The sequence below is a fragment of the Bacillus sp. z60-11 genome (assembly GCF_046464135.1).
Taxonomy (GTDB): Bacteria; Bacillota; Bacilli; order Bacillales; family Bacillaceae; genus Bacillus; species Bacillus sonorensis_A.
The window spans coordinates 21,741-42,744 of sequence record NZ_JBIYSN010000001.1; the positions used below are offsets into that span (position 1 = coordinate 21,741).

Consider the following 21,004-nt stretch of genomic DNA (forward strand, 5'->3'; position numbering starts at 1 on the left):
ACCCTGGAGGCATTATGTTTATAATAGATCATCTGTCTAAAACATATAAAAACAATGTGACTGCCGTTAGCGGGTTTCATATAAAAATTGAAAAAAATCAAATTGTCGCGATCGCTGGTCCGAACGGTTCAGGGAAGACGACGATCATTAATGCCGTTTTAGGGATCATTACGCCAAGTGAAGGAACCATTCAGCTGGATGACCTGTCGAACACATCGGCGGAATTCAAGCAAAAACTCGCGTATGTTCCCGATGAACTCCTTTTGCCGGATGCCCTTTCAGCCGCGGAATATTTGGATTTTGTTTCTTCAATGTATAATTGTACATCAAAAGAGAAGCGGAAACAATTAATTGAGCTTTTTGATATGGAAGCAGCATTGAAGGAACCGATCGAAACGTATTCACACGGAATGAAAAAAAAGACGCAGCTGATCGCAGCGTTTATGCTGGAGAGCGAATTTGTCATCATGGATGAACCGTTTCGGGGACTTGATATTGAAGCGGTCATCAATACAAAGAAATTGATGAAGCGCTTTGCAGACACACAAGGATCGATTCTCCTTTCGACGCATGACATGCTTTCTGCCGAAGAATTATGCGATAAAATCGCAATTCTTTCAAAAGGAGTCAAAATGGACGAAGGAAAAGTCGAACAATTAAAGCGTAAATATAACAGCGATTCACTGGAAGAAGTGTTTTTAAAAGCTTCGATGCTGAGTGATAGGGGTGCGCATTTTGATCAAATCATTCGAAATTTCTAAAATGATGCTGAAAATGTGGCAGAAGGAAATGGGCAAACTCTTAAATACCGGGACGAAAAAAGGAATGGCCGCGCTGTTTTTGCTTTTGGCCATCAGTATGGGTGCCATCATCGGGTATAGCTTTACCGGCATGTTTTTGAGTTCATTTTTAAATGGCGATGTTCGATCTCTCGGGTTGTTTGTGATCTCGATGTATATGAACGCCTCGATTTTCACCTTTGTGTTCTTCATTTTGTTTAAGGTGAGGACGCCGGAGCAGCACAGCTTTTCGATGCAGCTCAGCTGGTTTCCGCTGACGGCTTTCGAAAGAAGCCTCGGCTACTATATTCCGTTTGCCGGAGCGGTTTCATTTCTTGTCTTATTTTTCATGTTGGTTTTGCTGATACCGAATTTTATGGCGAGCGGTGTCGGCTTCTGGTTTGCGTTTTCATTTTTTGCGGTGCTGTTCGTGCAGATCATCTTTTTCTTTTCACTGCTCAACCTTGTCTATCACTTGGTTTACATCATCATTCTCAAATTCGGTTTTCCGCTTCAGAAGTTCTTTTCACTGTTTGTACTCGTCGTATTGGCTGTGTTTTACGCCATGACTCAATTTGATCTGGCAAACATTCAGAATGCTTATGCATCCTTTGATTATAACCTGACCTATTTTGCTGCGCCCTTGTTTCTATTGTTGAACGGTCAGGCGATAGATGCAGCGTTCATTCCGATCGTGATGATCTTGGCAGCCGCTGTAGCGGGTTCTTTTCTGTCGCTGAATTTTGTACCGATCCTCACTGAAAAAAAATCATCCAAGCTGTTTTCATTTATTAAAATCCCGTCATCAAAACCGTTGAGTCTGATGGTGAAAGAAATCAAAACCCAAGCCAGAAATGAAGAAAATATGCTCAATTTCATTTTTTTGCTTTTGGCTTTATGCTTTTTAAAATACAGATTTCAATTTGGTTTTACAGGGGAGAGTTATGCGGTTCTCGGGGGTGTTACCGGTATCATCGCATTTAATTCCTTTGGCAATGATATGAAGATGCTCGCGGTCTACAAGTCGCTTCATTTGAAGATGGCGGCGGTTTTATGGTCGAAATATCTCGGGTTATGCGTGCTCGGCCTGCTGCAGCTTTGCTTGTTTTCCTTGCTGACATGGACGTTTCCGGAGAGCTTTCCGGTCTTTTTGCAGACGCTTGGCGTCCTTTTAAACTCGATTGCCATGTTTTACTTGGCGGGCATTATCTTTCCGCTTGATCGACATAATCCTTATATGGGAATCTTTTCGTTTGGGATGCTGCTTCTCTGTTTAATTCCGCTGTTTTTCATCGGGAATTATGCCATTGATAAAATCTCCGGGCAAGGCTTGCTGTTTCTCATCCCGTGTCTGGAGCTGGTGCTGATCCTGCTTTTATACGGAGGGTTCAAATGGAGGTACCATTATGATCATTGACATGTTGAAATCGTTGTTCAGAGTGAAAAAAATCCCCTATTTTCCGGAGCATGTGACGCTTGAGCAAAAGCATATTTCCGATCATGACCTCGGTGCGGATTTTCCCATTAACCCGACAGCTTATCAAATGCTGAAGGAAGTCGACGGAAAAAAAGATGAAGAGGAGATAGCAGCCGCTCTTTCGGGTGTGTTTCAGATCGGCGAGGATGTCTTGTTGAAAGATTTGCACGAGCTTCTCTCGGGGCTGAACCGCCGCTATTTAATCAATTGGAAATACGGGGAGCGCCCGTCTTTTCAAGGGTTTGTCTGTCAATTTTTCAGCCAGTACCATATTCGCTACAGAGAGAGGTTTTCCAGCCGGTCTGCTTCATTTCTGTTTTTGTACATCAAGTTTCTGCAAATCATCTCCAAGAAGATCATCGTGTTCTGGCTGATCTTTCTGTTGCTCTCGTGTGCGGCATTTGTTGCGGTTCCCGATGGTTCGATCATCGGCATCGCCGTTTACTTTTCTGTCATTTATTTCGGGCTGATTACAGGAACTGCGCTTCATGAAGTGGCGCACGGCGTCGCACACCGGAAGCTCGCCGGAAAGCAGCAGGCGGGAGGGTATCTGGCCGCGGATATGATGTCCGTTAAGTTTATCAGGCCGGTGACAAACCCGTATGATGGAAAGATGATCTGGATTACGGCGCTGGGACCGCTTGCCCCGGGGCTTTTAGGCTTGGCCGGGGTGCTGTTTACAATCTTTTTCCTTCAGGAAAACATAGTTTCTGTCGGCGTGCTTCTGTTCTTTTCAACGTATGCTTTGCATATGATGTATCTGCTTCCATTTATGGGGGACGGGAAGTCGATCATGAAACAGCTATTGATCAGAGGAATTGGGGGGAAATCATCATGAATGCAAACGTTTTGAAACAGGGATTGATATTTGCCAGTTTCTCAAGTTTCCTGGCGTTTCCGATGTTGTCTGTTGCGCTGTTGTTTTATCATCTGTTTTCAAATCAAACGAGTAACGACATTTTGTTTAACAGCTTGTCGTTTGTCATGGAAAATGATTCTTCTTTTTCATTTCAGGTGAAACCGAACTTCTTTTTTATTATGATTGGACTGTTTATCGGCATCTTCGTCATCACCGCCGCGGTTTCTTTTCTGCATCAGCAAAAAAAGAAAGGATCTTAAAAAAAGCTTGCCTGCTTGAGCAGGCTTTTTTGTTTGCATCCGAATGGGAGATATGATAAATTTAAATCGAAATAATTACGATTTACGAAAGGTGGGTGCAAAAGTGGCTAAAAAATCAAAGATTGCTAAGGAAAAAAAGCGGCAAAAGCTGGTTGAGCAATATGCGGCCATCAGGAAAGAGCTAAAAGCAAAAGGCGATTACAGGGCGCTCGCCAAACTTCCTCGCGATTCTGCCCCGTCAAGGCTGCATAACCGCTGTGAGATCACCGGCAGGCCGAGAGGATATATGAGGAAGTTCAACATGTCGAGGATTGCGTTTCGAGAATTGGCCTATAAGGGACACCTTCCAGGTGTGAAAAAGTCAAGCTGGTAAAAATAAGAGGAAAAAAACCGCCGATTGTTTTCGGCGTTTTTTTTCGACAAATTTTTAATATCCCCTTGACGAAAATTTAATAAACATGTAACATTATAAAAGTCAAAACGATGATCTGTTTATTGAAGATCTGATGCGGGTGTAGTTTAGTGGTAAAACCTCAGCCTTCCAAGCTGATGTCGTGGGTTCGATTCCCATCACCCGCTCCATACATACTGTTTATAACGCAGTGTTTCGTTTCTTAGATTAAACGAAGCATTGCGTTTTTTCATGTATGACAAAAAAGACTTGCCCTCTAAGAAAGCAAGCTTTTACGGAGAGACCGCTGAGACGTGTTCTCCGCCGTGAATTTGTTCAAACATTTTTGTCAAAGCTTCTAGGAGCCGGTGCGCCTCATTCTTTGAAACCGAGGGTCTGAAGAAGACGAGCTGCAAGGCGTCTTTTGTATCCGCGCTGACAGGGTGATGATGGATATATTGCGAAAGCGACCCGAAAGTCTCATCCCCGGCTGAAACCGTTATGAGGGTTTTGCTGTCGCCGAGGGCGATGTGAATCGGCCCCTTTAGATTGCGGGCGTCATGAATATGGACGGGCATCGCATATTTCAAGGAGAAAAAGCGGCTCAAATCGGTGGCTGAATCGGCCGGTTCAAGATAGCGATTTTGCTGGATATCCGTGAGCATCCGTGTGTGGCTTGTCTGCCGTCCGGTAAATGACGGGTTCAGGTTGGCCAGTGTATCCCGCCATTCCTGATTGACCGGTTCATCTTCGAGGCTCCTGTCAGCGTAATCAAAAAACAGTGCTTCCTGAAAAAGGCGCAGGCGGCCCTTTAACATTTGCGGAGAGTCCGCGATCTGGATTCCTTTATATAAAACAGCGCCGACCTTAAATGAAGGAACGCGCTTTAAAACGCCGGAATCTATTTGCACATTTAGCTTCAATTCAAATTCAACTCCCACTGATCATGTTACACTTATATTATACAGTGAGCGAATACCAAAACAAAGAAAGGAGGCTCTGCCCATGGATGTCAAAAAGCTGAAGCAGGATGTCATTCAATTCGCACAGCAAATCGGAATCGACAAAATCCGTTTTGCAAGCGCCGATACATTTGCGACTTTAAAAGAGCGTTTAATCGAAAACCGTGCGCTCGGCTATGAATCAGGCTTTGAAGAGCCCGATCTCGACAAACGGACCAATCCCGATCTATTGCTGCCAAAGGCGAAATCGATCATCGCGATTGCGCTTGCATACCCTTCAAAAATGAAAAACGCGCCAAGGAGCACGAAAGGGGAACGCAGAGGCATCTTTTGCAGAGCTTCCTGGGGAAAAGACTACCACCATGTATTGCGGGAAAAGCTCGATCAGCTGGAAGCGTTTTTGAAATCGCAGCGCAGCGATGTGAGAACAAAATCAATGGTTGATACGGGAGAGCTGTCCGACCGTGCCGTCGCCGAGCGCGCCGGTATCGGCTGGAGCGGAAAAAACTGCATGATCATTACACCTGAATTCGGCTCCTATGTCTATTTGGCGGAAATGATTACGAACATCCCGTTTGAACCGGATGAGAGAATAGAAGACCAATGCGGTTCATGCAACAAGTGCATTGAGGCATGCCCGACTGGTGCGCTCGTCAATCCCGGGCAGCTCAACTCGCAGCGCTGCATTTCTTTCCAGACGCAGACGAAAGGTTTTCTGCCCGATGAGTTCCGCACGAAAATCGGCAACAGGATCTACGGCTGTGACACATGCCAGATGGTATGTCCGAAAAATAAAGGCGTCGATTTTCACCTTCATCCGGAGATGGAGCCTGATCCTGAGATCGCCAAGCCGCTTTTAAAGCCGCTTTTGACGATCTCAAATCGCGAATTTAAAGAGAAATTCGGCCATGTCGCAGGATCGTGGAGAGGGAAAAAGCCGATTCAGCGAAATGCGATCATCGCGCTGGCGCACTTTAAAGAAACGGACGCACTGCCTGAATTGATCTCCCTCATGCACAATGATCCGCGCCCGGTCATCAGGGGAACAGCCGCCTGGGCGGTCGGAAAAATCGGCGGAGTGGATGTCAAAGAAGAGCTGGAAAAAGCGCTGAACCGCGAACAGGATGAAGAAGCGAAAGCGGAAATCGAAAAAGGCATCGGGTTATTAAAGGAAACGAGTGCGACTAATTAAGGGCTGTCCTGACATATGTTTGTGAAGAGAAATGTTTAACAAACATGTGGGGGTGCAGCCCTTGAAGCAAACAATCGAACAATTGCTGACGGCCAGGCTGAATTATCTCATCAACGGCAAGGAAGAGGAGAGCTTGCGGGAGACAGGCGATTTTGACGTTCTCGAACGCAAGCGGAAGCTTTTCGAAAAGCGCGGGGTGCAAATCGTTAAAGCGAATACACGGGCAGCTATAAAAGACCATTGGCTTGATGAAGACGGCGCAGCCCATGTAAACTATCAAACCCAAACTGCATACTTGTGCAAAGATGGGGATGATATGTATATGGAAGAACAAGTTGAAAACCGGAGCGCTCTGTTGGATGAGCAAATGGTGGTCAAAGACTGCGGAGTCCCGCGCCCGGCTGTTGAGCCTATCCCTGATGGCGAAAGGAGCTCCGGTGCAGAGCCGGACGAATTATTGGGGCGGGCGTTCCGATATGACCGGCTGGCGGCGGTCCGGTATGCGGAAACATTTTGGAACAAACGAAATCCGGCGTATAAAAATTTTGAAGACAATTGCACTAATTTTATTTCTCAATGCCTCAGAGCTGGGGGTGCGCCGATGCGCGGCTATCCGAACAGGGGCACAGGCTGGTGGATGCAAAATCATTCCTGGAGCTACAGCTGGACCGTCGCCAATTCGCTCAGGTCGTTTTTAAGCCGCTCTAAAGCCGGCCTCCGCTCCGTTCAAGTGAAAAATGCCGCAGAGCTTACGGAAGGCGATGTGATTTTCTACGATTTTAACGGTGACGGAAGGTTTGATCATTCGGTGATTGTCACGGCAAAGGATAAAAGCAATATGCCGCTTGTCAACGCCCAGACCCATGACTGCCGGATGAGGTACTGGTCTTACGAAGATTCGCCCGCATATACCGCATCGATTCGGTACGCGTTTTTTCACATTGCAGATGATACGCCAAAAGCGTAAAGAGTGGTATAATAAACAGCGGATTAGAGAAAAACAGAGGTGAACATTTTGGCATTGCATGTCGTATTATATCAACCGGAAATCCCTGCCAATACGGGGAATATCGCACGAACTTGTGCAGCAACAGATACAACGCTTCATTTAATCAGGCCGCTCGGCTTTTCAACCGATGACAAAATGCTGAAGCGCGCAGGCCTTGATTACTGGGAATTCGTCAATGTCGTCTACCATGACTCATTGGAGGAATTATTTGCAGCCCATCCCGAAGGGCAATTTTTCTATATTACGAAGTTCGGCCGTAAACCGCACACATCATTTGACTATTCAGACCAAAATGAAGATTATTTTTTCGTATTCGGCAGGGAAACGAACGGGCTTCCAAAGGATTTAATCGAACAAAACATGGAGCGCTGCCTGCGTCTGCCGATGACAGAGCATGTCAGATCGCTGAATTTGTCAAATACAGCGGCGATTCTCGTCTATGAGGCGCTTCGCCAGCAGAATTACAGACATTTAACATAAGATGATGCCCCTTTGAAAAGGGGCACTTTTTTTACTTTATAATGTAACAGTGTTATGTTACAATGTTTCGGAAGGAGTGAAGACAATGGCGCAGGAGGATTTAATTTCAAAAAAAGAACTGCTTGATTTGACGTCGATATCATACGGACAGCTTTACAGGTGGAAACGGAAAAATTTAATACCTGAAGAATGGTTTATTCGAAAATCGACGTTTACCGGACAAGAAACGTTTTTTCCTAAAGAGGACATTCTGAAGAGAATCGAAAAAATTCAAAGCATGAAAGAAAACCTTTCGCTTGATGAATTGGCGGAAATGTTTTCACCAAAGCTTGATCAATTAAGTGTCACCAAGAGTGAATTGCTTGAAAAAGGGCTGGTGACAGATGCGGTCATGTCATTTTTTACGGAAAATACCGATAAACGAACTGAAGTCTTTGAGCTGAAAGAAGCGCTTGCGGTGTATGTATTGGAAGGTTTGCTTCAATCAGGGGAGATCAGCCTTGAGGAAGGAAAAATGGTTTTGGATGTTCTTTTGTCGAAAGCTTCGAAACATCAGGGCAGACTGATCGTCCTGCGGAAGCTCGGCGTTGCTGCATGTTTCATCACCGGAGGCGACATCGTGTTTGAACAGGCTGCGAAAATCGCTGCTGACATCGATCTGGCAGCTGCGGGCGAAGAATTAAAGACAAAATTAGTGTAATGGAGGAGCGGAAAATGGAAAATTTGATCATAAACGGTTTTGGAAGCTCTGGCGGAGGAACGTTTCAATCGGTTGAATTAAATGGAAAAGGAACCGTTAACGGTGATATTGACTGCAAGCGGCTGATCTGCAACGGCACCGGGACCGTCAACGGAAATGTAAAAGCCGATACGGTCAAAATCAGCGGTCATGCCAAACTGAACGGCGGCATAACGGCGTCGTCGGTGCGCATTGACGGCTCGGCAAAGGTCGAACAGGACATCAGTGCGGAAAAAGTTGAAATCGCCGGATATGCGGGCTTAGGCGGACATATCAAAGGAGACGAACTGATCGTCATGGGAAAAGCGTCAATCGGCAAGGACTGTGAGGTCGAACATTTTTCAGCCGAAGGCTGCTTTACAATCGACGGACTGTTAAATGCCGAACAAATTGAGATCAAGGTTCACGGAGGGGAAAGCAAAGTCAAAGAAATCGGCGGCCGCCGCATCATCTGTACAGCCCACCAGTCAAAACTGCTGTCATTTTTGACACCGCTGATTTCTCCGCCGAGATTGTCTGCCGAACTGATTGAAGGCGATCATATTGAACTTGCCAACACGACGGCGAAAATCGTTCGGGGAAATACCGTGATCATCGGTGACAATTGCGAGATCGGTCTGATCGAATACAGGGAAGACCTCAAACAGGCAAAATCGGCAAAAGTCGGAGAGAGCCAGAAAATATAGCGGAGGTATAAAAATGGAAAAAAACAGCTTGAAAATTAGCGGATCCGGCTGTGCAGCGGGCGGTGATTATCAGCATGTCGTCATCAGAGGAGAAGGAACGATCGGCGGGGATCTTGTCTGCTCCAAATTTCGCACATACGGCACAAGCACTGTGTCTGGAGGGGCAAAAATCGAAAAATTCGGCGTCCATGGAGAGGCTGAGGTCGCCGGCGCCCTGGAAGCAAAAGAGGCGAAAATCTACGGTACGGCTGATGTTGAAGGCGACGCCGAAATCAGTGAAGCAACTGTGAAGGGCGTCCTTACCGTCGGCGGACAGATGGCTTGTGACAGATGTGATGTCAAAGGCACGCTGATTGTGAAAGGCGACTGTGAAGCGGAGCAGTTTACTTTACAGGGGAGTGTTGAATTGAAGGGTCTCTTGAACGCCGGTGTAATTGACATCGGATTAAGGTTTGGAAGCAGCAGCATTGGAGATATCGGCGGGACGAATATAAAAGTCGTCAATAAACGCGGGATATTTAAGCGGAACGGCGGTTTTCTGAACGCCGGAGTAATAGAAGGAGACGACATCTATCTTGAAAATACGGCCGCTCGGATCGTCAGGGGAAACCGCGTCCATATCGGCCCTGGCTGTGAAATCGAAACCGTTGAATACAAAAGCGATTATCAGGTTTCACCCAAATCGGAAGTAAAGGATAATAAACAAAGTTAATGGAACAGTGTTATGTTATAGAAAAAGGATGGCGTGAATTCGCCATCCTTTTCATTTACTAATTTTTCTTTCCGGGCTTACTTTCATACCCGGCGGTGAAAATAGACACGAGAAATGTGAGGATGACCCCCATCATGATCAATGTCTTCAACAAAATCCCCCTTTCCATCCTTTTTCCCTTGCTGTCGATCAAGCACGTGTTGCGTTTTAGCCGGTCCCGCGGATTTGTCTTGTGCGCGCCGAGCTTATCTGCCTTTATTATGACTGGTTTGCACCGCACTTGTCAATTCGAGGAAGTACTTTCAATTTGAAGATGAAAAGCATGCAAAAGGACATCTCCGCATACAGTGAATGTAACAGTGAGTCACTTGGCACCTTGCATTAATCATCATATAGGAGGTTCTTATGGATATATTAAAAAAGATTGAACAGTATAGAGAGGAAGAACAGCGTCTGAAATGGGAAGGAACCTTCGCTGATTATTTGGAAATCGTGAAAGAAAATCCGGCTGTCGCACAATCTGCTCATTCCCGCGTTTACAATATGATAAAAGACAGCGGTATTGAAGAAAAGGACGGAAAAAAGGTATACAGCTTTTTTGACAAGGAGCTGTTTGGGCTTGAAGAGCCTTTGGAGCGCCTTGTGGAAGAATATTTTCATCCGGCCGCCAAACGCCTTGATGTCAGAAAAAGAATTTTGCTTTTGATGGGGCCTGTCAGCGGCGGAAAGTCAACGCTTGTCACAATGCTGAAAAGAGGACTTGAAGCTTACTCCTTGACCGATGAAGGCGCAGTCTACGCGATTAAAGGATGTCCGATGCATGAAGACCCGCTTCATCTAATCCCTCAACATCTGCGCGAGGATTTTTATAAAGAATACGGGATCCGTATTCAAGGCAACCTGTCCCCGCTGAATATGATGCGGCTCGAACAAGAGTATGGCGGAAGAATTGAAGAAGTGAAGGTTGAGAGAATCTTTTTTTCCGAGGATAAACGGACAGGGATTGGCACGTTCAGTCCATCCGATCCGAAATCACAGGATATTGCCGATCTGACGGGGAGCATTGACTTTTCAACAATTGCTGAATACGGATCGGAATCCGATCCGCGGGCATACCGGTTTGACGGCGAATTAAACAAGGCCAACAGAGGCATGATGGAGTTTCAGGAGATGCTGAAGTGTGATGAGAAGTTCCTCTGGCATCTCTTGTCCCTCACACAGGAAGGCAATTTTAAGGCGGGACGGTTCGCCCTCATCTCGGCGGATGAACTGATCGTAGCCCATACGAATGAAACCGAATACCGCTCATTTATTTCCAATAAGAAAAATGAAGCGCTCCATTCGCGGATTATCGTCATGCCGATTCCATATAATTTGAAAGTGTCGGAAGAGGAGCGAATCTACGAGAAGATGATTGCTGAAAGCGATGTGTCAGATGTCCATATCGCCCCGCACACGCTGAAAGTCGCCGCAATGTTTTCGATTCTCACCAGACTGAAGGAGCCGAAGCGCTCCGATATTGATCTTGTCAAAAAGATGAGGCTTTATGACGGGGAAAGTGTTGAAGGTTTCAATTCGGTCGATGTCGAGGATTTGAAAAAGGAATACACTGATGAGGGGATGAGCGGGATTGATCCGCGTTATGTCATCAACAGAATCTCCTCGACGATCATTCGCAAAAACATGGAGTCGATCAATGCGCTCGATGTCCTTCGCTCTTTAAAAGAAGGGCTTGATCAGCATCCTTCGATTTCCGCCGAAGATCGTGAACGCTATTTGAACTTTATCTCCGCCGCGAGAAAAGAATATGATGAGATGGCGAAAAAAGAAGTTCAAAAAGCCTTCGTCTATTCTTACGAAGAATCAGCCAAAACATTAATGGACAATTACCTCGACAATGTCGAGGCGTACTGCAATAAAATCAAACTGCGCGATCCGCTGACAGGCGAAGAAATGAATCCTGACGAAAAGCTGATGAGGTCGATAGAGGAGCAGATCGGCATTTCTGAAAACGCCAAGAAAGCATTCCGTGAAGAAATTCTTATCCGGATCTCGGCTTATGCGAGAAAAGGGAAGCGTTTCGACTACAATTCGCACGAACGGCTCAGAGAAGCCATTCAGAAAAAGCTGTTTGCCGATTTAAAAGACGTGGTCAAAATCACGACATCAACCAAAACGCCTGATGAACAGCAGCTGAAAAAAATCAACGAAGTCGTCGCCCGTCTCATCGATGAACACGGCTATAATTCAACAAGCGCAAACGAGCTATTAAAATATGTAGGAAGCTTATTAAACCGGTAGATCAAGACCCGTCCGGAAGAAGGGCGGGTTCTTCTGTCCCATTTTCACAATTGTTTGTCAAAAGTCGTCCGCCATCCGCATAAGATAAAAATAAACATTTTTTAAGGCTGGTTTCATCAAGCAGGGATTTATCAATAAGGAGGGGAATTCATGTCCCATAAAGACAACGGCCATTTTATTATTTCTCAGGAAAACTGGTCCCTCCATCGAAAAGGGTATGATGACCAACAGCGCCATCAGAAAAAGGTGCAGGATGCGATAAAAAACAATTTGCCTGATCTTATCACAGAAGAAAGCATCATCATGTCAAACGGCAAAGATGTCGTGAAAATACCGATTCGTTCATTGGATGAATACAAAATCCGCTATAATTATGATAAAAACAAGCACGCTGGACAGGGAGACGGAGACAGCCAGGTCGGTGACATCGTCGCAAGGGACGGCTCAGACAGACGAAGCGGCGCCGGAAAAGGCCAGGGAGCGGGTGATCAGGCCGGCGAGGATTATTATGAAGCTGAGGTTTCCCTCATGGACCTGGAAGAAGCGCTTTTCAGCGAAATGGAGCTGCCGAATTTGGAGCAGAAAGAACGCGACGACATCGTCGTCCAGGATATCGAGTTCAATGACATTCGCAAAACGGGTCTGATCGGCAACATCGATAAAAAAAGAACGATGCTCTCCGCGTTTAAGCGAAACGCAATGACCGGAAAACCGTCGTTTTATCCGATTTTTCCTGAAGACTTGAAATTTAAGACGTGGAACGATTCCGTCAAACCGGAATCAAAGGCTGTTGTATTGGCGATGATGGATACGAGCGGCAGTATGGGCGTCTGGGAAAAATATATGGCGCGAAGCTTCTTCTTTTGGATGACACGCTTTTTACGGACAAAGTATGAAACGGTTGAGATCGAATTTATCGCCCACCATACAGAAGCGAAGGTCGTATCTGAAGAAGATTTTTTTTCAAAAGGGGAAAGCGGCGGGACGATCTGTTCATCCGTATACCGAAAAGCGCTCGAGCTGATCGCCGACAAATACCATCCGACTCGCTACAATATTTATCCGTTCCATTTTTCCGACGGCGATAATTTAACATCTGACAATCCGAGATGTGTTAAGCTCGTCGGCGACATTATGGAGAAGGCCAATCTATTCTGCTACGGGGAAGTCAATCAGTACAACAGGCATTCAACTTTAATGTCAGCCTATAAAAATATTAAAAATGAAAAATTCAAATATTATGTTCTCAAGCAAAAAGCCGATGTATTTCAGGCGCTGAAAAGCTTTTTCAGCAATGAAGAACGGCATCAATATACGTAAACGCCTCCGGTTCCGGAGGTTTTTTGATGTGGAAAATATTTAATTAAAAATTTTTGATGCAAGGCTGTTGACATTTTTGTTTACTTTAACTAATATTTAATCTTGTTAACTATTAATTTTGTTGTTTTGTAAAGGTGTAATCGCTTTTCAGAATTCCGTTTTTCCTTGCTCAGTTATGAACAACCAAGTATAGTACACGTCCGCATTTTCAGGCTGGGCGGGAAAGAGGAACAAAGCAAACTGTGTGCGGGCCGCTTGCCGGTTTCGCCGAAAATATAAGAATTCGGAAGGAGAAATCAAACATGAGCAAAGGACGTTTAATTGCCACGAATATTATCGGACTCATCATCGTGCTTGCCATCATTGCAGGAGGCGCGTATTTCTATTATGACAGCATCAGCTATGTGAAAACAGATGAAGCCCATGTCACAGGGGATATGGCTGATATTACAGCGCCCGCATCAGGTAAGCTGACGGATTGGGACATCAAAGAAGGAACAGAGGTTTCCAAAGATGAAAAAACAGCAAAAATCAAAGGTGAACAAACAGTTGATGTGAAGTCCATTATGGACGGAACGATTGTCAAAAATGAAGCAAAAGAAGGCCAGAGCGTACAAGCCGGACAAACGCTTGCTAAAACGATCGACATGAACCACCTGTACATTACAGCAAACATTAAAGAAAACGACCTGAAAGATATTGAAAAAGGCGACAAAGTGGATATCGTCGTTGACGGTGATTCAGACACGACATTTGAAGGAAATGTGGAAGAAATCGGCTATGCGACAAATTCAACATTCGATCTGCTTTCCCAAAGCAATTCAAGCGGAAACTACACAAAAGTAACGCAGAAAGTGCCTGTGAAAATTTCCATCAAAAACCCGTCTGATAAAGTTCTGCCGGGAATGAACGCATCTGTGAAAATTTCCAAATAGCCAGGGGGAAAAAAACGAACGAAAGGAGGATGTCATAAGTGGCTTCTCAAAACAAACAAGGAAACATGTCACTGCTTGTTATCTTAATGGCCGGTTTGTTTCTGGCCATTTTAAACCAGACGCTGCTGAATGTGGCGATGCCGCACTTAATGACCGAATTTAATGTGAGCGCCACAACGATTCAATGGCTGACAACCGGATATATGCTGGTCAACGGTGTTTTGATTCCTTTGTCAGCCTTCTTGATTATGCGCTTTGGCGGCCGCAGCTTATTTTTAAGCGCGATGTTCTTGTTTACGGTCGGGACGCTCATTTGCGGATTGGCGCCAAACTTTTCAACGATGCTGATCGGCCGCCTCATTCAGGCAGCTGGCGGAGGCATTCTGCAGCCGCTGGTCATGACGACGATTCTCTTCATTTTCCCTCCGGAAAGCCGCGGGAAAGGGATGGGCATCTTCGGGCTGGCGATGATGTTTGCCCCGGCTGTCGGCCCGACTTTATCCGGCTGGGTTATTGAAAACTACAGCTGGCGGGTGATGTTTGACGTTCTCGTACCGATTGGACTTATCGTCATCATTCTCGGCTTCTTCTTATTTAAAAATATGACAGAGCCGAAAAAAATCAAGCTTGATATCGCCGGTGCGCTTCTTTCAATCATCGGTTTTGCCTCATTGCTGTACGGAGTCAGTGAAGCGGGAACCGACGGCTGGGATGATCCGGTTGTTCTTTCTACAGTTGTCATCGGTGTGATCGGCATTATCGCCTTTATCATCCAGCAATTGAAAGCAAAAGAGCCGATGCTTGATTTCAGGGTGTTTAAATATGACATGTTTTCATTGTCAAGCGTCATCAATGCCATCATTACGGTCGCTTTATACGCCGGGATGTTCCTGATTCCGATTTATTTGCAGAACCTTGTCGGATTTACCGCACTGCAGTCGGGATTATTAATGCTTCCAGGCGCGATCGTTATGCTTTTAATGTCACCTGTATCAGGTATCCTGTTTGACAAAGTCGGTCCGAGACCGCTTGCGATCGTCGGTTTATTGATTACCGTCGTGACGACTTATGAATTTACGACCCTTACCATTGATACGCCTTATATCCATATCGTCGTGATTTATGCGATTCGCGCCTTCGGAATGTCAATGCTGATGATGCCGATTATGACAGCCGGTATGAACCAGCTTCCGAAGCATCTGAACAGCCATGGAACGGCTATGTCGAATACGCTTCGGCAAATCAGCGGTTCGATCGGAACCAGCTTGATCACGACAATTTATACAACGCGCACGACATTCCACTATGCTGCGCTCGCTGATCAAACCAATACGGCTGATCCGTCATTCATGCATACGCTGCAATCGACGATTCAGTCCACAGCGCAATCGATGCATATATCGCTCGAACAGGCACAACAATATGTTGTGAAATACTTGACCGGACAGGCCCAGCTCAATTCCAATGTCATGGGTATCAACGATGCATTTATGTGGGCAGCGGGTTTCTGTGTCGTCGGTCTTGTACTCAGCCTGTTCCTGCGGGATGTCAGAAAAGACAAGGACCGCAAGAAACGGAATAAAGAAGAGCTGACACTGCTGCCGGCTCCGAAGGAAGCAAAAGAATCTTAAGGATGAGGAGGTTCTCATATGAAAATCTATGTTGTGTATGACAGTGAAGGCGATCATACAAAAAAATTAGCTGAAGCCATTGCAGAAGGCGCCGGGGAACATGAAGCGGCGGAAGTGCTGATCGATCATGTCAGCCAGGCTGATGTCAGAAAGCTCGAAGACATGGATGCCATCATCTGGGGGTGTCCGGGACATTTCGGCACGATCAGTTCCGGTTTAAAAGCATGGATTGATAAGCTTGGTTATCTCTGGGCGGAAGGAAAGCTGATCAACAAAATCGGCGCGGTTTTCTGTACAACAGCGACGACTCACGGCGGACTTGAAGCGACGATGCTCAACCTCATCACACCGATGCTTCATCAAGGCATGATGATTGTCGGCTTGCCGGGAAATGTGCCTGAAAATGCTTTGTACGGATCTTATTACGGCGCGGGTATTACATGCCCTGTCGACAGCGATGAATTGATTGCAGAAGAAGGGCTTGAGCTGGGCCGGGCGCTGGGCAGACGAGTCGCACAAGTGACTGAACGCGTTGCCTCAGGACAGTAAGGAGCGGTTTACCATGACCATTATATTGACCATTATAGCTGCAGTCATCGTTATTATCGGTCTTGTGGTGTTTAATGTGCGCTCCGTATCCTCCGGAAAAGAAGAGCCTCAGAAGATTGGAGAGGAGCGCACCGCCGCATTGGACGCATCCCCGGTTGAGGAAGATCGGGAGCAGGAGATGCCGCCAAGCACTTCCGAAGAAGATGATCGGGATGTCATGAATGATCAAACATACCGTGAGATCCTGCAAAAATTGCAAAAACCAAGGGCGGAACAAACTAGGGCTCCGAAAAACGATATGAATGACATGGATTATCGCAATGCTTTGAAATCCATGCAGAAAAGGGATCAAGATTAACGGCAAATTCGCTGGATAACAGCGGATTTGCTTTTTTTTATGCGGAATTTTGCTTTTTTGGTTGTTTTTCATTTTGTATTAGTGTACTATTCATGTAGTACACATGATGGTTAGAGGAGGCTATTGCTTTTGAAATCTTTCAGCGGTTTATTAAAAAAAGATTTGCGCATCTCACGATTCTGGTCTGTGACTTGGATATTCATTCTGATTTGTGCGATTATTGCAAGCTTTGTGTTTGCCCGTTATATAGACGAACCGATGGCGCTGTTTGGGGCATTTGCAACCATTTTATTGTTTCATAGTCTGTTTTGTCCGCTTATGATGATCACTCAGCTTCGTTTGGAGGGGAAAACACAGCTATGGCTTTACAATCCGAACAATGGAGCGGTTCTATTGCTGTCAAAGCTGGCGGCAGCCGCCGTTTACCAATTGATTTCGCAGGTGATTCTCGTGATCTTCGGATTGATTGTCAGAGGCGTCCTGCAATCTCTTGCTGACCGTTTGTTTTCCGTTTCGGATTTGCTTTTGGTCAACATTGTCGTCTTTTTAAGCTCATTGTTTTTGTCAGCGTGGGTGATGTTCCTGTGGACGATCTATGAATCGCTTAGAAAATTTCCGGCCATCAAGAAAGTTCGCTGGCTTGTTCCGGTGTTGATCTACAATGCTTATGGATGGTTGGAGTGGATGATAGCAAAAAGCGGTCTTTTCCAGTTCGTACAGGGGTTTTGGACGATTCCTATAAAAGCGAATTTCAATTTGCACTATCAAGACTCGCGCTGGACGGTTACATTTTCTCAAATTGATCTACCGGGTGTTCTCCTGGTGTATTACACAGTTTTAGCTCTTAGTCTTTTCTACTTTGCGGGCAAATTACTTGATAGAAGAGTCGAGGTGTAGAGAATGGCCAATGATTTTTCTGCCTCTAAGCCGATCTACAGGCAAATCGCCGAACAGCTGTTTAAACAAATGGTCCGCGGAGAGATCAAACCGGGAGAAAAGCTGCCTTCCGTTCGCGAGCTGGCCGTTCAGACTCAGGTCAATCCGAATACGATTCAAAGAACCTACAATGAGATGGAGAGGATGGGTGTCGTGGAGAGCAGAAGGGGGCAGGGAACCTTTGTTGTGGAAAATACGGAAGTCATCGATGATTTAAAGCGTGAGATGAGGTTGGAGGTCATCGGTCAATTTGTGGAGAGCATGGAAGAGCTCGGCTTGTCTAAACAAGACATGTTGTCAGAACTGAACCATTATCTTCAGAAAGGGGATCCAAATGAACATTGAGCTGAAAAATGTCACGAAAAAGTACGGCAGAGATTATGCGCTCAAAGACGCCAATCTATCGCTTACACCCGGGAAAATTTACGGCTTGGCCGGACCGAACGGCAGCGGTAAATCAACGCTTTTGAAACTGATCACCGGGCTTTCGTTTCCGAATTCGGGTGCCGTGTATATCGACGGGCAGCCGGCAGCCCGGAATATGACGAAACATATCGCCTATTTAACCGAGCTTGACATGTTTTATGATCCTTTCCGAGTAAAGGATATGATCCATTTTTACGCAAGCCAGTTCGCCGATTTTCAAGCTGATAAGGCCTTTGAACTTTTAAAAGAAATGAAACTTGACCCTGATAAAAAGATCAGCAGGCTTTCCAAAGGGAACCGCGGCAGACTGAAGCTCGTGTTGACATTGGCGCGCGATGCTTCGGTCGTGCTGCTTGACGAACCTCTGTCAGGGCTTGATCCGTTAGTCAGAGAGTCGATTGTGAAGAGCCTTCTCACATATCTTGACCTGGAAAAGCAAACGGTCATCATCGCTACGCATGAGATTAAGGAAATCGAACAGATTTTGGATGAGGTGATCGTTGTCTTAAATGGGCGGATTGAAGAGAAAAAGGATGTCGAAGAGCTTCGGGAAGAATCAGGGATGTCGCTTTTAACATGGTTTAAGGAGCTCATTTTAGAAAAGGCGCACTAGGTTTGCATATGAAAAAGACGGGGGGAAAACACAGTGGAAACACTTTTGCAATTAAAAAACGTCTCAAAAACGATCAGAGGCAGGAAAATTATCGACGGTTTGAGCTTTGATGTGCACGCCGGCGAGATTTTCGGCTTTCTCGGACCGAACGGCGCCGGTAAAACGACAACGATCAGGATGATTGTCGGCCATATGAAGATCTCCGCCGGCGAGATCGCGGTGTGCGGTGTCAGTGTAAAAGACAATTTTGAAAAGGCGGCTGCACATATCGGGGCGATCGTCGAAAATCCCGAGCTTTACAAGTTTTTAACGGGCTATCAAAACCTTCAGCAATACGCGCGGATGACAAAAGGGGTGACGAAAAAGAAAATTGATGAAATCGTTGAGCTCGTCGGCTTGAAACATCGAATTAATGATAAGGTCAAAACGTATTCTTTGGGGATGAGGCAGCGGCTCGGACTCGCACAAAGCCTTTTGCACGATCCAAAGCTCCTGATTCTCGATGAGCCGACAAACGGACTTGATCCGGCCGGCATCAGGGAAATCCGTGACTATTTAAGAAGGCTGACGAAAGAAAGAGGTCTGGCCGTCATCGTATCAAGCCATCTGCTGTCGGAGATGGAACTGATGTGTGACAGGATTGCCATCATTCAAAACGGAAAGCTCCGCAACATTCAATCTGTGAAGGGTCCTGCGGCTGATGAGAAAAAGCGTTATTTCATCCAGGCTGATGACAGAGACGCCCTTTACCGCGAAGCTGGCGGGTTTAAAGACAGCCGCATTGAAAAAGTCGAACACGGGATCGAACTCAGCCTGTCCAAAGATGAAGTCCCTGATTTCATCAAACACTTGACCGACAGCGGCATCCGTTTATATGAAGTGAAGGCGATCAACAAATCATTGGAAGACCGATTCTTGGAAATTACCTCGGAAAAAGGGGAGGCTCAGCATGTTTAAGCTTATCGTGAATGAATGGATCAAGATTTTCAGCCGAAAAGGAACATACGTCATGATCGGGATATTGCTGTTATCGGTCATCGGATTGGGCATTCTCGCGAAAACGAGCGGAGTGGCAGATCCAAACACAGACTGGAAAAAGGAACTGGCGCAGGAAAATGCGAATATGAAGGAACAGCTGAAAGGGGTCAACAATCCGACACTTGAAAAAAACTATGAAAGGTCGATCGCGATTAATGAGTATCGGATCAAGCACGATATGCCGGAAGACGGAAAGTATTCGGCGATGTCGTTTATCAATGATGCCGGAGATGTGATCTCCCTGACCGGTCTGTTTGTGATTACGGTGGCGGCTGGAATCGTCGCCAACGAGTTCAGCTGGGGGACGGTGAAGCTCCTGGTGATTCGGCCGATCAGCCGCTTTAAAATTTTGCTGGCGAAATATATAACGGTCCTGCTTTTTGGCTTGGCACTGCTTGTCATTTTGTATGCAAGCGCAGGGATAACAGGTCTTGCTTTATTCGGAGCGGGTGACGGCAGCCAGGTTCACTTGGCGTATGTCGACGGAAGTGTTGAAGAAAAGAACCTGTTGTTGCATCTGGGCGTGGGCTACCTGATGAAATCAATCTCGCTGTTGATGATGGCGACGATGGCCTTTATGATTTCAGCGGTTTTTAGAAACAGTTCGCTTGCAGTAGGTATTTCCATTTTCCTTTTGGCCGTTGGCGGTACGGCAACCAATCTTCTCTCGCTGAAATTCGACTGGGTGAAATACATCTTATTTGCAAACACAGACCTAAGCCAATACTTTGCCGGGGAGCCGCTTGTTTCCGGCATGACGCTCGGCTTCTCGGTGACGGTGCTGGCGGTGTATTACATCATTTTTCAAGTGCTGGCTTTTGGCGTGTTTACGAAAAGAGACATCGCCTCATAAACCGGTGTTGCTTCAAGGAGCATAACGCGATTTTTTAGGCGTTGTGCTTTTTTTGTGAGAAATAAAAAGACTGCTGACAATGTCAGCAGTCTTGAATAAAGAGCCGTGCTCTTTATTATGCTTTTGTTACGTTAGCAGCTTGTGGTCCGCGGTTTCCTTCAACGATTTCGAAAGAAACAGATTGGCCTTCTTCCAAAGTTTTGAAGCCTTCGCCTTGAATAGCAGAGAAATGAACGAATACATCGTCTTGTCCTTCTACTTCGATGAATCCGAAACCTTTTTCAGAGTTAAACCATTTTACTTTACCTTCTAGCATGAAATTTCCTCCTAAAGCGATAACGCTTAAATTCACTATTCTTGCTCTAAAAACTTCCAAGACGAAAACTCTTACAAAACTTTCTTCTTAAAGATAGTTCGAACAAAAATAATTACCTTTACTTTACCAGTGTTTAAGCGAAATTACAACTGATTCTCAAAAATTTTTTTGAAAAAGTGAAT

General features: G+C 45.8%; 24 protein-coding genes and 1 tRNA gene. 23 read left to right on the top strand and 2 right to left on the bottom strand.

Going from position 1 to position 21,004, the window contains the following annotated elements:
- Positions 1-14: 14 nt before the first annotated feature.
- The 6 genes from ACINLD_RS00195 to ACINLD_RS00220 all read left to right on the top strand — a co-directional run bounded on the left by ACINLD_RS00195 (position 15) and on the right by ACINLD_RS00220 (position 3,957).
- Positions 15-761 carry an ABC transporter ATP-binding protein gene (locus tag ACINLD_RS00195; protein WP_409445062.1) on the top strand — a complete coding sequence of 249 codons (747 nt, stop codon included), beginning with the start codon at positions 15-17 and terminating at the stop codon, positions 759-761.
- Positions 727-2,196: a hypothetical protein gene (locus tag ACINLD_RS00200; RefSeq protein WP_026586135.1), complete on the top strand. Its 1,470-nt coding sequence runs from the start codon at positions 727-729 to the stop codon at positions 2,194-2,196. Before ACINLD_RS00195 ends, ACINLD_RS00200 begins: the two co-directional genes overlap by 35 nt.
- Positions 2,186-3,094 (top strand): PqqD family protein, encoded by a 909-nt coding sequence (locus ACINLD_RS00205; protein WP_026586136.1) that lies wholly within the window; start codon positions 2,186-2,188, stop codon positions 3,092-3,094. The genes ACINLD_RS00200 and ACINLD_RS00205 overlap by 11 nt, the downstream gene beginning before the upstream one ends.
- On the top strand, positions 3,091-3,375 hold the full coding sequence (locus ACINLD_RS00210; protein ID WP_026586137.1) for a hypothetical protein: 285 nt from the start codon (positions 3,091-3,093) through the stop codon (positions 3,373-3,375). The genes ACINLD_RS00205 and ACINLD_RS00210 overlap by 4 nt, the downstream gene beginning before the upstream one ends.
- A gap of 103 nt (positions 3,376-3,478) precedes the next feature.
- Positions 3,479-3,748 carry a 30S ribosomal protein S14 gene (rpsN, locus tag ACINLD_RS00215; protein WP_026586138.1) on the top strand — a complete coding sequence of 90 codons (270 nt, stop codon included), beginning with the start codon at positions 3,479-3,481 and terminating at the stop codon, positions 3,746-3,748.
- Between the two features lie 135 nt (positions 3,749-3,883).
- A tRNA-Gly gene (locus tag ACINLD_RS00220) sits at positions 3,884-3,957 on the top strand.
- Positions 3,958-4,059: 102 nt separating this feature from the next.
- On the opposite strand, the gene ACINLD_RS00225 is transcribed toward ACINLD_RS00220, so the two are convergent.
- Entirely contained in the window at positions 4,060-4,689 is a 630-nt protein-coding gene (locus tag ACINLD_RS00225) for a hypothetical protein (RefSeq protein WP_026586139.1), read from the bottom strand.
- Between the two features lie 82 nt (positions 4,690-4,771).
- Here ACINLD_RS00225 and queG point away from each other — a divergent pair, with 82 nt between their 5' ends.
- The 17 genes from queG (at position 4,772) to ACINLD_RS00310 (ending at position 20,506) form a co-directional block, all read left to right on the top strand.
- Positions 4,772-5,920 (top strand): tRNA epoxyqueuosine(34) reductase QueG, encoded by a 1,149-nt coding sequence (gene queG, locus ACINLD_RS00230; protein ID WP_026586140.1) that lies wholly within the window; start codon positions 4,772-4,774, stop codon positions 5,918-5,920.
- A gap of 61 nt (positions 5,921-5,981) precedes the next feature.
- On the top strand, positions 5,982-6,887 hold the full coding sequence (locus ACINLD_RS00235; RefSeq protein ID WP_026586141.1) for an amidase domain-containing protein: 906 nt from the start codon (positions 5,982-5,984) through the stop codon (positions 6,885-6,887).
- 39 nt (positions 6,888-6,926) lie between these two features.
- Entirely contained in the window at positions 6,927-7,409 is a 483-nt protein-coding gene (gene trmL / locus ACINLD_RS00240) for a tRNA (uridine(34)/cytosine(34)/5-carboxymethylaminomethyluridine(34)-2'-O)-methyltransferase TrmL (protein ID WP_142246136.1), read from the top strand.
- An 85-nt stretch (positions 7,410-7,494) separates the two neighbouring features.
- On the top strand, positions 7,495-8,109 hold the full coding sequence (locus ACINLD_RS00245; RefSeq protein WP_077737149.1) for a YhbD family protein: 615 nt from the start codon (positions 7,495-7,497) through the stop codon (positions 8,107-8,109).
- A 14-nt stretch (positions 8,110-8,123) separates the two neighbouring features.
- Positions 8,124-8,834, top strand: a complete 711-nt coding sequence (locus ACINLD_RS00250; protein ID WP_077737147.1) for a polymer-forming cytoskeletal protein — start codon at positions 8,124-8,126, stop codon at positions 8,832-8,834.
- Positions 8,835-8,847: 13 nt separating this feature from the next.
- Entirely contained in the window at positions 8,848-9,546 is a 699-nt protein-coding gene (locus ACINLD_RS00255) for a hypothetical protein (RefSeq protein ID WP_026586145.1), read from the top strand.
- A 405-nt stretch (positions 9,547-9,951) separates the two neighbouring features.
- The gene (gene prkA / locus ACINLD_RS00260; protein WP_026586146.1) at positions 9,952-11,847 is read left to right on the top strand and encodes a serine/threonine protein kinase PrkA; all 1,896 of its coding nucleotides are present in this window, start codon (positions 9,952-9,954) and stop codon (positions 11,845-11,847) included.
- A 150-nt stretch (positions 11,848-11,997) separates the two neighbouring features.
- On the top strand, positions 11,998-13,167 hold the full coding sequence (yhbH, locus tag ACINLD_RS00265; RefSeq protein WP_026586147.1) for a sporulation protein YhbH: 1,170 nt from the start codon (positions 11,998-12,000) through the stop codon (positions 13,165-13,167).
- Between the two features lie 302 nt (positions 13,168-13,469).
- Complete coding sequence (locus tag ACINLD_RS00270; protein WP_026586148.1) at positions 13,470-14,102, top strand: HlyD family secretion protein; 633 nt, start codon at positions 13,470-13,472, stop codon at positions 14,100-14,102.
- 65 nt (positions 14,103-14,167) lie between these two features.
- A complete protein-coding gene (locus tag ACINLD_RS00275) occupies positions 14,168-15,733 on the top strand; it encodes a DHA2 family efflux MFS transporter permease subunit (RefSeq protein WP_051290399.1) in 1,566 nt (521 codons plus the stop codon).
- A gap of 18 nt (positions 15,734-15,751) precedes the next feature.
- Entirely contained in the window at positions 15,752-16,282 is a 531-nt protein-coding gene (locus ACINLD_RS00280; protein WP_026586150.1) for an NAD(P)H-dependent oxidoreductase, read from the top strand.
- A 13-nt stretch (positions 16,283-16,295) separates the two neighbouring features.
- A complete protein-coding gene (locus ACINLD_RS00285; protein ID WP_026586151.1) occupies positions 16,296-16,640 on the top strand; it encodes a hypothetical protein in 345 nt (114 codons plus the stop codon).
- Between the two features lie 129 nt (positions 16,641-16,769).
- Entirely contained in the window at positions 16,770-17,537 is a 768-nt protein-coding gene (locus tag ACINLD_RS00290) for a hypothetical protein (protein ID WP_026586152.1), read from the top strand.
- Positions 17,538-17,540: 3 nt separating this feature from the next.
- Complete coding sequence (locus tag ACINLD_RS00295) at positions 17,541-17,921, top strand: GntR family transcriptional regulator (protein ID WP_026586153.1); 381 nt, start codon at positions 17,541-17,543, stop codon at positions 17,919-17,921.
- Positions 17,911-18,615, top strand: a complete 705-nt coding sequence (locus ACINLD_RS00300; RefSeq protein WP_077737146.1) for an ABC transporter ATP-binding protein — start codon at positions 17,911-17,913, stop codon at positions 18,613-18,615. Before ACINLD_RS00295 ends, ACINLD_RS00300 begins: the two co-directional genes overlap by 11 nt.
- 33 nt (positions 18,616-18,648) lie before the next feature.
- Positions 18,649-19,572: an ABC transporter ATP-binding protein gene (locus ACINLD_RS00305; RefSeq protein WP_409445058.1), complete on the top strand. Its 924-nt coding sequence runs from the start codon at positions 18,649-18,651 to the stop codon at positions 19,570-19,572.
- Complete coding sequence (locus ACINLD_RS00310; protein WP_409445056.1) at positions 19,565-20,506, top strand: ABC transporter permease; 942 nt, start codon at positions 19,565-19,567, stop codon at positions 20,504-20,506. Before ACINLD_RS00305 ends, ACINLD_RS00310 begins: the two co-directional genes overlap by 8 nt.
- Positions 20,507-20,621: 115 nt before the next feature.
- Here ACINLD_RS00310 and cspB read toward each other — a convergent pair whose 3' ends face one another.
- Complete coding sequence (cspB, locus tag ACINLD_RS00315; RefSeq protein ID WP_003155376.1) at positions 20,622-20,822, bottom strand: cold shock-like protein CspB; 201 nt, start codon at positions 20,820-20,822, stop codon at positions 20,622-20,624.
- Positions 20,823-21,004: the final 182 nt, after the last annotated feature.

Coding starts and splice junctions, on each gene's coding strand:
- ACINLD_RS00195 (WP_409445062.1), top strand. CDS start 15: ATGTTTATAATAGATCATCTGTCTAAAACATATAAAAACAATGTGACT.
- ACINLD_RS00205 (WP_026586136.1), top strand. CDS start 2,186: ATGATCATTGACATGTTGAAATCGTTGTTCAGAGTGAAAAAAATCCCC.
- ACINLD_RS00210 (WP_026586137.1), top strand. CDS start 3,091: ATGAATGCAAACGTTTTGAAACAGGGATTGATATTTGCCAGTTTCTCA.
- queG (WP_026586140.1), top strand. CDS start 4,772: ATGGATGTCAAAAAGCTGAAGCAGGATGTCATTCAATTCGCACAGCAA.
- ACINLD_RS00245 (WP_077737149.1), top strand. CDS start 7,495: ATGGCGCAGGAGGATTTAATTTCAAAAAAAGAACTGCTTGATTTGACG.
- ACINLD_RS00250 (WP_077737147.1), top strand. CDS start 8,124: ATGGAAAATTTGATCATAAACGGTTTTGGAAGCTCTGGCGGAGGAACG.
- ACINLD_RS00255 (WP_026586145.1), top strand. CDS start 8,848: ATGGAAAAAAACAGCTTGAAAATTAGCGGATCCGGCTGTGCAGCGGGC.
- prkA (WP_026586146.1), top strand. CDS start 9,952: ATGGATATATTAAAAAAGATTGAACAGTATAGAGAGGAAGAACAGCGT.
- yhbH (WP_026586147.1), top strand. CDS start 11,998: ATGTCCCATAAAGACAACGGCCATTTTATTATTTCTCAGGAAAACTGG.
- ACINLD_RS00270 (WP_026586148.1), top strand. CDS start 13,470: ATGAGCAAAGGACGTTTAATTGCCACGAATATTATCGGACTCATCATC.
- ACINLD_RS00275 (WP_051290399.1), top strand. CDS start 14,168: ATGTCACTGCTTGTTATCTTAATGGCCGGTTTGTTTCTGGCCATTTTA.
- ACINLD_RS00280 (WP_026586150.1), top strand. CDS start 15,752: ATGAAAATCTATGTTGTGTATGACAGTGAAGGCGATCATACAAAAAAA.
- ACINLD_RS00285 (WP_026586151.1), top strand. CDS start 16,296: ATGACCATTATATTGACCATTATAGCTGCAGTCATCGTTATTATCGGT.
- ACINLD_RS00295 (WP_026586153.1), top strand. CDS start 17,541: ATGGCCAATGATTTTTCTGCCTCTAAGCCGATCTACAGGCAAATCGCC.
- ACINLD_RS00300 (WP_077737146.1), top strand. CDS start 17,911: ATGAACATTGAGCTGAAAAATGTCACGAAAAAGTACGGCAGAGATTAT.
- ACINLD_RS00310 (WP_409445056.1), top strand. CDS start 19,565: ATGTTTAAGCTTATCGTGAATGAATGGATCAAGATTTTCAGCCGAAAA.
- cspB (WP_003155376.1), bottom strand. CDS start 20,822: ATGCTAGAAGGTAAAGTAAAATGGTTTAACTCTGAAAAAGGTTTCGGA.